Source organism: Streptomyces sp. NBC_00344 (genome assembly GCF_036088315.1).
GTDB lineage: Bacteria > Actinomycetota > Actinomycetes > Streptomycetales > Streptomycetaceae > Streptomyces.
The window spans coordinates 6,993,648-7,001,830 of record NZ_CP107996.1; the positions used below are offsets into that span (position 1 = coordinate 6,993,648).

The window sequence follows — 8,183 nt, forward strand, 5'->3', positions numbered from 1 at the left end:
TGGGCGGTGGAACTCTTCGCGGGATGGTGTCGGACCCCGCATCTGTAGGACAGGACACGTCCGGGCGGCTGGTGTTTCCGCCTCCTGGGAACTACGGCCCATAGGCTGCGTCACATGAACGTTGCCTTCATCACGAGTACGGCGGTCGTTGTCGCTGACCCGCCGCAGAGCCGCAAACTCTTCATTGACGCCCTTGGGCTCCCGCTGGTGGGTGAAGGCGATGGCTACTACTCCAGTGGGAGCATTCCGGGCAGTAAGCACTTCGGCGTGTGGCCGCTCTCGCAGGCAGCCGAGGCGTGCTTTGGCACGGCGGCGTGGCCCGCCGACCGGGTGGTCCCTCAGGCGTCGATCGAGTTCGAGGTCGAGGATGCAGATGCTGTCGCAGCGGCTGGCGGGGAGCTTGAGCGCGCGGGCTTCGACCTGCTTCACCCAGCCCGTACGGAGCCGTGGGGACAGACGGTGACCCGGCTTCTCACGGACGATGGCTTGATCGTCGGTATCTCCTATGCCCCCTCGCTTCACGACGAAGAACGGGCCTGAGCTTCGAGTTCCACGCGCCGTAGGAGTGCGGTGACCTGTTCCGCGGGAGTGGTTTGCGGGAGATGATCATGCACGGCATCGGCAACGTCCTGTTCCCCGTACGCGCGGGGATGGTCCCGTGGCTGTAAGGACGAGCTTTGATGTCGCGTCGGTGTCATCGGCCGTCCGCACGAGTGCTGTGTGTCGTGGTCGGGAGGTCGTCGGGCAGCAGGGAGAAGAGGATCAGGTCGACCCGGCCGGTGTGAACGTAACCTGCGTTTCGCAAGATGCCTTCACGGTGAAAGCCGGCTTTGAGCGCGGCTTTCTGGGAAGCGGTGTTCTCGGTCGCGGCTCGGAGCTCCAGACGCTGGAACTGCTGGTCGGTCAGAAGCCACCGAGCCAGGGCCCGAGTGGCTTCGGCGGCTGTGCCGTTGCCGCGCGCCCAGGGGGAAATCCAGTAGCCGACCTCGGTCACCCGAGCTCGCCAGTCGGTCTTCTTCAGCCCGGTGGTGCCCATCAGCCGCCCGGTGTGGGAGTCGGTGATCGCAAAGTGGATGCCGTCGCCGGATTCGCGAAGGGCGGGGGCCACTGCCGTGCACCAAGCGGTGGCGTCGTCCAGGGTGTAGGGCTGAGGGAGGGGGAGCCATTGCTGGGTGAGCGGGTCCGAGCAGCTCACTTGGGTGTCGCGGATATCGCTGCTGCTGAATGGGCGAAGGGTCAGTCCATCGGTATGGAGCACCGTCTCGGGGAACATGTGTGGCTCCGCTCATTCCTGATCACTGGCGCGGAAGACGGTAACAGTGCCAGCCCGGACTTCTGTCTCAGCGAACCTAGGCGCGCGACTGAGGGCGCTGGGGGTGCTGGGTGGCTGTACCGGCTGGGGTGGATCGTGCAGAGCCATGTAGCGAGTTGTCGTCCGTAGACGCGGTGCACGGACGCTGTCGGCGTCCGCTGCGGGACTGTGTGACGGGCCGATTCGAGGAGGTCGCTCCGGTGCACGTTTCGCTGGTCGCGCGGTCAGCGTCACTTCCCGGGCTGGTACTGGGCAGCGACGACCGGGCGGCACGTCGGCTTCGAGTCGTGGCTGGAGCGGGACCGGCTGCTGCTGATGGATTTCGACCCGAGCGTGGTGGGGATCGGCTCGCAGCCGTTCTGCACGCCTTCTTCCCTCGCGATACCATCCCTCCGCCACGCAACCCCGGGGACACCGACGCCGAGACACGACGGAGCCTGATCGCCCCCTACTTGCTCTACTGCTGAGGTTGGAATCGTGGCGTCTGAAGGGGGACATTCCTTGCTCAACGCGGTACGCCTCGGGCACGCAGTATCCATAACGCACCAGTGCTGGCAGCAGGTTGAGGCCGCAGACGACGCATGACAGGCTCATGCCCCGTGATCGATGATTTCGCGAAAGACTACCTACACAACGATCTGCGAGTGATTCGCGAGGCGATGCTCTGGAAGCTCGACGGGCTCGGCGAGTACGACATCCGCCGCCCCGTGACCTCGACGGGCACGAACCTTCTCGGCCTGGTCAAGCACCTGTCGATTTGGGAGTCCAGGTACTTCGGCGAGGTCTTCGACCGGCCGTTCCCCGAACCTCTGCCCCGGTGGGACGATGCCGGGGAACGAGGTGCGGACATGTGGGCGACCGAGCACGAGACGCGCGAGGAGATCGTCGACCGTTACCGTCGCGTCTGGGAGCACTCAGACGCGACGATCACCGCCCTCGCCATCGATTCTCCCGGCTACGTGCCCTGGTGGCCACGCCCCAACGTGAAACTGTTCAACATCCTGGTCCACATACTCACCGAGACCAGCCGGCACGCCGGACACGCCGACATCCTGCGCGAACAACTCGACAAGTCGACAGGCACAACAGCCCAGTACGCGGCTCCACAACGCGACGCGGCCTTTTGGGAAGCCCAGTGCGCAGAGATCGAGCGAGCCGCCAAAGCGGCCGTCACCAATCCCGATCACACTGGTCCCTACGACACCACGCTTTGAAGGTCAGCGGGCCCCATCGGTCCAGGCACCGACCTTTCGTCTCAACTAACCAAGTCCACCCGTCTCATCCAACCTAGTCCACGCAGGTCAGCGTCGCGTGGACGACTAGCTTCCTTGAGACAGGACATGCCCAGAGACGCGTTGCCGCATCGAGGTGGCATGCCTTCTGAGTGGTACGTCGTACGCGCGCCTTGTGACCCCCTGAGACCGGCCCTGTCCGTGCGGGTGCCTCCGGTCAGCACGGGTAGGGCCGCCAACTCCGCTCCCTATCAAATCCTGGGCTGGTCGGGCGCGTTCGGAGCGGCTACCCCATCTGCACAGCGAACCCCCTGATCAAGTCAACTGGAGGTTCGGGGCGTTGATCGTCTGCGTGTTCGACCTGTCGCAGCGTGTTAATCTGAACGGGACGCGGTAAAACGCGTCCACCCCCCTTTTCGAAGGGGGTAGAGACTCGATGAGCAGTCCTCCATCGAGACCCGCCAGATGTCTTCTGTACCGGGCCGTCGCCCCGGAAAACGAAGCGACGTGAGCTATGTCGTAAAGGCTGCACGACAGAACTCGACCAGGCCCCCTCCTTGTGGACGGGGGGCCTCTCAAGCCCGCCCGTTCAAAGGGGGGTCGGTCGAGTCTGTCTTGGCCGGTCCCCTCCTCCATTAGTCGAGGAAGAATAAGTGACCGGTAATCAGAAGAAACTGATCGCAGTTGCCTGCTGCGTGATCACGTCCCTGCTTCTCGCCGATGCCTGCAAGGACGTGACCGCCGCGCTTGGCGCATCGACACTCGCCAGCGTCTCTGCTGGCGGAGGGGCGTTCGGCTTGTCCTGCGGCCTGGGGCTGCTGGGCACCAGCCTGTTCACCTATACCGACAGTCCGCCGACGCCCCCCGGCCCGAATCAGCCGGGGGCGCCCACGACGTGACTACCGGATCGGACAGGCGCCGCTCGCACAGTTCACGTCCGTGGAGTCCTCGATCGAGGTCACCGAGGAGGAGTTGAACTCTTCCTCGGTGATCCGCTCCTATGGGCTCTGCGGGCGGGTCTGTCAGGCATCAGGGGCGTGCCCTTCAGGTCCGGCAGTCACGACTCGATGAACTTCATCGCCTCGTACTTCCCTCCGGAAGTTCACCGTGAACGAGACCGCGTTGTCCGCCCACTCGGCCTGGTACATGGGAAGGTGAGCGCCGAGTTGAGCACGATCTCGTCCGCCGACCCGCAGCGCAACTCGACCCCCGCCCGGCCTTCGGTGCCTCCCCGGCGTAGGGCCAAGCGATACCTCTCGCCCGAGGGTCCCGGTGGCTGTGATCAGGACCACGGACTCGCATGTCACCTGGAAGTTCGCGCGTTGAGGCGGAGAATCCGCACAGGAGCGCCACATCGGCCTCACAGGGTCTTTCGAAGACGCCGTTACCGTTGCAGGCTGCTCGATCCCACGCTCGATCCCTCGTGCAAAACCGTCAGGAAGAAGCGGATGGACTACTGCTCCTCGTGTCGTCGGCACCTCAACGGAGCCCTGGTGTGCCCGGGTTGCGGTGCTTACGCCCCGGACATAGCGCCGTTGATCGAAGGCGGCCGCACCGTCCCGGCCCTGGCAGCCCCAGTGCTCTGGCCGGAGGTGGCGGCGACACCGGGGACCGACGCGTACGGCGCCCACGACGACGCCGGCAGTATTTTCGACGATGCCGACGGTGATTTCGAGGGCGCCGACAATGATGCCAAGGGTCCGGCACCCGCGCCGCAGGGGCGGGCGGCCCGGCGCCGACAGCGGGCCCGCTGGAAGAAGAACCAGCGCCGAGCCGTGGTCGCGACCGCCGTCGCGCTCGTCGGCGGCGGTCTGACCGTCGCATCGATGGACAGCGGTTCCGGCCACCGCGCCCAGGCGTCGACGGCCACGGACCTCTCGAGCGTGGGCACCGATGAGCAGCCGACGGACCAGACCGCCGAGCTCCCGCCGGCCGGGAAGGGCAAGCACCGGAAGCCCTCGACCACGAGCTCCCAGCCCTCCACGACCGGCACCTCGCAACATCGTCCCGAACCCTCCGCGACCCACACGGACTCGGCAGGGGCGCAGCCCTACACGGGCGCCGCCCCGCACACGACGACGAAGGCTGCCGCGCAGCGGACCGCGTTCACACCCTCCGCCGACACGACCACCGGCACCAGTACGCCGGCGACCCAGTCACCCGCCCCGACGGCCCGGGATCGGGAACAACGGGATCTTCAGGCACATCGGGCACATCGGGCACATCGGGCACTTCGCATACTTCGTCTTCGGGATCTCCGGGCTCTGTGGGAACATCCCAGTCGAGCTCCACACCGGCGGCGACCTCTCCGTCGGGGATCTGTGTGCTCGGGCTGATCTGCCTGAGCTGACCCCCCCTACCGGCTCAACTGGTCGAGCTGTGCTTCACCCCGACCTACGGTGTCCTCATCGGTCTGCACCCGGTGTGAGATCACCGAAAGCCGACTCCCTCCTGACGAACACCAGCACCCTCGCCCCCGCCGGGACTGCCAACCTTCCTGATCGGTCAGCCTCCCGACCCGGTCAGAGAGCGGACTCCAGCAGCCGCTGGGCCAAATGCTGCAACAGCCCGCCTCGCCGTCAGTAGCAGGACCTCCCACTGAGGCGGGCCCGCCGGCTGCGCCTCATCTCCCTCTTCGCCGCCACTCATGCCACCCAGTCGAGTCCGAGGTTGGCGAGGGCGGTGAGTTGTTGTTCGTTTAGGCGGTCGCGTCTGCTCTTTTGGTTGCTGAGAAACACACCTAGACGAACATTCGTTCCATCGGGCATCTCCTCAACGTGTGCTCTGCCGACCACGGTCTTCCCCTCCCTGGCGATGTATTGCTGGAGGGCTGCTACGCCCCTGGTGAAGGCGTCGGTGCTCTTCCCTGTCTCCGCGCGGGTCTTCGCACCGGGCTGCCGCGGTGCCTTCTTGGCCCGTACGGCGGGTTTCACGCCGAGGGCGTCCAGGCGCCGCTGTTGCTCGGGGTTGAGCTGTGTCCAGTCCCGCTTCTGCCGTGTGGTCCAGCGTCCGATGTCGTCGCCGCGGTAAGTAACGCCGGGTTGGATGTCCTCGAGCTTCCCCCCGGCCTCCAGCAGGGCAGCCAGACCCACGTGGTGGCGTTGCCAGTCCACAGTCCACCCCAACAGTCCGGGGTTCCAGTCGGGGTCGATCGCGGCGAGCTGCTCGCCGCGTCGCTGCGCCCGCCCGGGGTCTTTGCCGAGCCCGCCGGGCCGGCGGAGGTTGGTCAGCCATTGCCCCACGGGCTTGTCCAAAGCAGTGGCGTGCCGCGGGGCGGCCAGGGTCCCAGCTTCGGCGTAGTAGGCGCGGGCCGCGGCGAGGTTCTCCTCGAACCCGGCGTCAGCGGTGTCCCACACCATCCCGAGCTCCTCCAGCTCGTCCGCCCGGGTGCTGGGCATAGTCCCGGCCCGGTACGCCCTTCGCTGATCTGACAGCCACCTGCCCAGTGGATACGCGCCCTCCTGGTGCCCGTAGGGCACATCGAGACTGTCTTCCCGCTCTTGGTAGCGGCGTGCGGCGTCGTACCCGCGGGCCCAGTCCTGGCGTTCGGTGTCGAGGACGTGGAACTTGACCCACTTGGCGACCATCACCGGATCCCGGGGGGCCGCGAAGCGCAGCAGCAGCCGCGACTCCTCTGCGCCTTCCTCTGGTTCCGGGCCGATGTTTTCCGACGGATCTACAACCCGCTTCTGTCCTTCTTGAGGAATTGCGAGCATCTCGATGGCACGTTCATCATGCGCCCGAAGCCCTTCAAGGACCTTCACCAAGGGGCGATACGAAGCGGAGGTGAACATGTCTTCCGGCTGCTCACCCGGCGCCAGAAACACGGGCACGATCAGTGTCGCAATCTTCCCCTGCCCAGGTTTCTGACGTAGTGCCCGACCGATGGCCTGAACGATATCGACCGCGGACCCCTTCGAGTCCAACAGGGCCACACTGTCCACCGCTCGAATATCCACACCCTCGTTCAGAACACGACAATTCGAAAGGACCGCACGCCCCGCCCTGCGCCCGAAGTCGGCGAGCACGGAGCGCCGGTGGTCCATCTCGTGCTCACCGCCCAGCCAGTTCGCCCACACCTTCTCCGGATACCGCTCCGGATCCGAGGCGTGCAACCGCTGCGCGACCCGGGGCAGTCCCTTCGCGAACGCACTGGCTTCTATGGTCCGGTGGTGGAAGGTGATGGTGGTCTGGAGCTGATGGGCTCTCATAGTCTCCAGCAGCGCGGCCTGCAGGGCGCCCATCCGCTCACCGCGGACCTGTTCCTCCCGGCCCTCTTCGCCGGCCAGGCGGGCCGGGGTCACGAGAGGATCCCTCAACTCGGCCACCACAATCTGGTAGCGCGCGAGCAGCCCGCGCGAGACCGCTGACGCCAGCGACAGCTCGTACACCACAGGGCCGTAGATTTTCGGATCGTCCATAGAACAGGCCAACTCCCGAGGCAACCGATCCCACCCCTCAAAGGGCCCCCCGGTCGCCGAGACGGCCCGCTCAAGCCGTCGCGGCGGACGCTCCTTCCAGATCCGAGGGGTCGCGGTCATATAGAGCCGGCGCATCGCCGGAATGACCTCCTGGTCATGAACCGCAGCCCACGCCTTACCTGCCGAGCCACTGGTGCGGTGGGCCTCATCAACGACCACAAGGTCAAAGACGTCCATGGGAAGCCCATACGCACCCTCATGCGCCTCCGCCAGCACCGGCAGGGAGGCGTAGGTGGCGTAGACCGTCACCGGTCCGCTCCCGTGCCACAGCGCCAACTGCGGCGCACTGGTAGTGGATCGCACATCCAGATCCCACATGTACGGGTCATCGTCCAGCGAGCACACCGCCACAGCCGGACCCGTATGCCCGGCAGAGCGCCACTCCCGCACTGTCTGCGTCAGCAGATCCAAGGTCGGAAGCAACACCAGGACACGCCCGTTGCGTGCCAGACGCAGCGCAGCATGGGCGGCAATGAAAGTCTTCCCGGTACCGCACGCCGCCACTACCGTGGCCCGCAGACCATCGCAAGGAATCCGCTTGCCCGGAGGGATATCAAGACCGCACACCACGGCGTCAACAGCTTCAATCTGATGAGGCCGCAGCGTGATCTTTTCCGGATTCGACATATCCGTACTCCAAGAATCGAGAGGGGTGACGGTCCCTGACGGAGGGGGTAGCGATTTACTCGGGATTCTACACAGTGCATCTTCGCACACTGATACAGATCCACGATGATAATGCGCGAGTCCCACTCTAGCGCAGCTGTATATGCTCGTGATGTTTTTCGGGTAGACTTGTTCACGCACTGACCACCTCATGCGGAGGTGAGAGGGCATCAGGGGTGAATGGAGCGAAGCGGAGTTCGAACCCCGACACCCGGGTGCCGGCATCCGGGTCGAGTGACGTCCCGTCAACATCTGAGAGTGGCTTGTTCTTCGGGATCCTACACAGACCCGCAGTGATGCACCCACCCTGCCCTGTAGCCAGCCGTTCCGGCGGAGCCGGAACAGGCAGGGGAGCGAAGCGGACCTGCCCGTCTTTCAGGAATTTAAGCGAAGCGTAATTCCATTCCTGGCGAGCCAGGAATAAAAGGTGCGAAGCACCTTTCACGAATTGCGAAGCAATTCGTTTTCCTGCACATCGCGCAGCGATGTGGT

At 65.4% G+C, this 8,183-nt stretch carries 7 protein-coding genes; 4 read left to right on the plus strand and 3 right to left on the minus strand.

What is annotated here, in order from left to right; all coding sequences use genetic code 11:
* Positions 1–114 precede the first annotated feature (114 nt).
* Positions 115–540, plus strand: coding sequence for a VOC family protein (locus OHS16_RS31655; RefSeq protein WP_328535052.1), 426 nt, complete (start codon positions 115–117; stop codon positions 538–540).
* Positions 541–694: 154 nt separating this feature from the next.
* Here OHS16_RS31655 and OHS16_RS31660 read toward each other — a convergent pair whose 3' ends face one another.
* A complete protein-coding gene (locus OHS16_RS31660; RefSeq protein ID WP_328535051.1) occupies positions 695–1,273 on the minus strand; it encodes a GNAT family N-acetyltransferase in 579 nt (192 codons plus the stop codon).
* Between the two features lie 638 nt (positions 1,274–1,911).
* Between OHS16_RS31660 and OHS16_RS31670 the strand changes: the two genes are divergently transcribed.
* From OHS16_RS31670 to OHS16_RS32205, 3 genes are all read left to right on the plus strand, one after another.
* Positions 1,912–2,526: a DinB family protein gene (locus tag OHS16_RS31670; protein WP_328535050.1), complete on the plus strand. Its 615-nt coding sequence runs from the start codon at positions 1,912–1,914 to the stop codon at positions 2,524–2,526.
* A gap of 671 nt (positions 2,527–3,197) precedes the next feature.
* The gene (locus tag OHS16_RS31675; RefSeq protein ID WP_328535049.1) at positions 3,198–3,443 is read left to right on the plus strand and encodes a hypothetical protein; all 246 of its coding nucleotides are present in this window, start codon (positions 3,198–3,200) and stop codon (positions 3,441–3,443) included.
* A gap of 549 nt (positions 3,444–3,992) precedes the next feature.
* Entirely contained in the window at positions 3,993–4,880 is an 888-nt protein-coding gene (locus OHS16_RS32205; RefSeq protein ID WP_443042723.1) for an SCO2400 family protein, read from the plus strand.
* 309 nt (positions 4,881–5,189) lie between these two features.
* Here OHS16_RS32205 and OHS16_RS31680 read toward each other — a convergent pair whose 3' ends face one another.
* Both OHS16_RS31680 and OHS16_RS31685 read right to left on the minus strand, forming a co-directional pair.
* Complete coding sequence (locus OHS16_RS31680) at positions 5,190–7,778, minus strand: Helicase associated domain protein (RefSeq protein ID WP_443042528.1); 2,589 nt, start codon at positions 7,776–7,778, stop codon at positions 5,190–5,192.
* A 46-nt stretch (positions 7,779–7,824) separates the two neighbouring features.
* On the minus strand, positions 7,825–8,183 hold a 359-nt coding region (locus OHS16_RS31685), incomplete at its 5' end, for a hypothetical protein (RefSeq protein ID WP_328540654.1).

Excerpts from the sequence above, each read along its gene's own strand:
- OHS16_RS31660 (WP_328535051.1), bottom strand. The coding sequence starts at position 1,273 with ATGTTCCCCGAGACGGTGCTCCATACCGATGGACTGACCCTTCGCCCA.
- OHS16_RS31655 (WP_328535052.1), top strand. The coding sequence starts at position 115 with ATGAACGTTGCCTTCATCACGAGTACGGCGGTCGTTGTCGCTGACCCG.
- OHS16_RS32205 (WP_443042723.1), top strand. The coding sequence starts at position 3,993 with ATGGACTACTGCTCCTCGTGTCGTCGGCACCTCAACGGAGCCCTGGTG.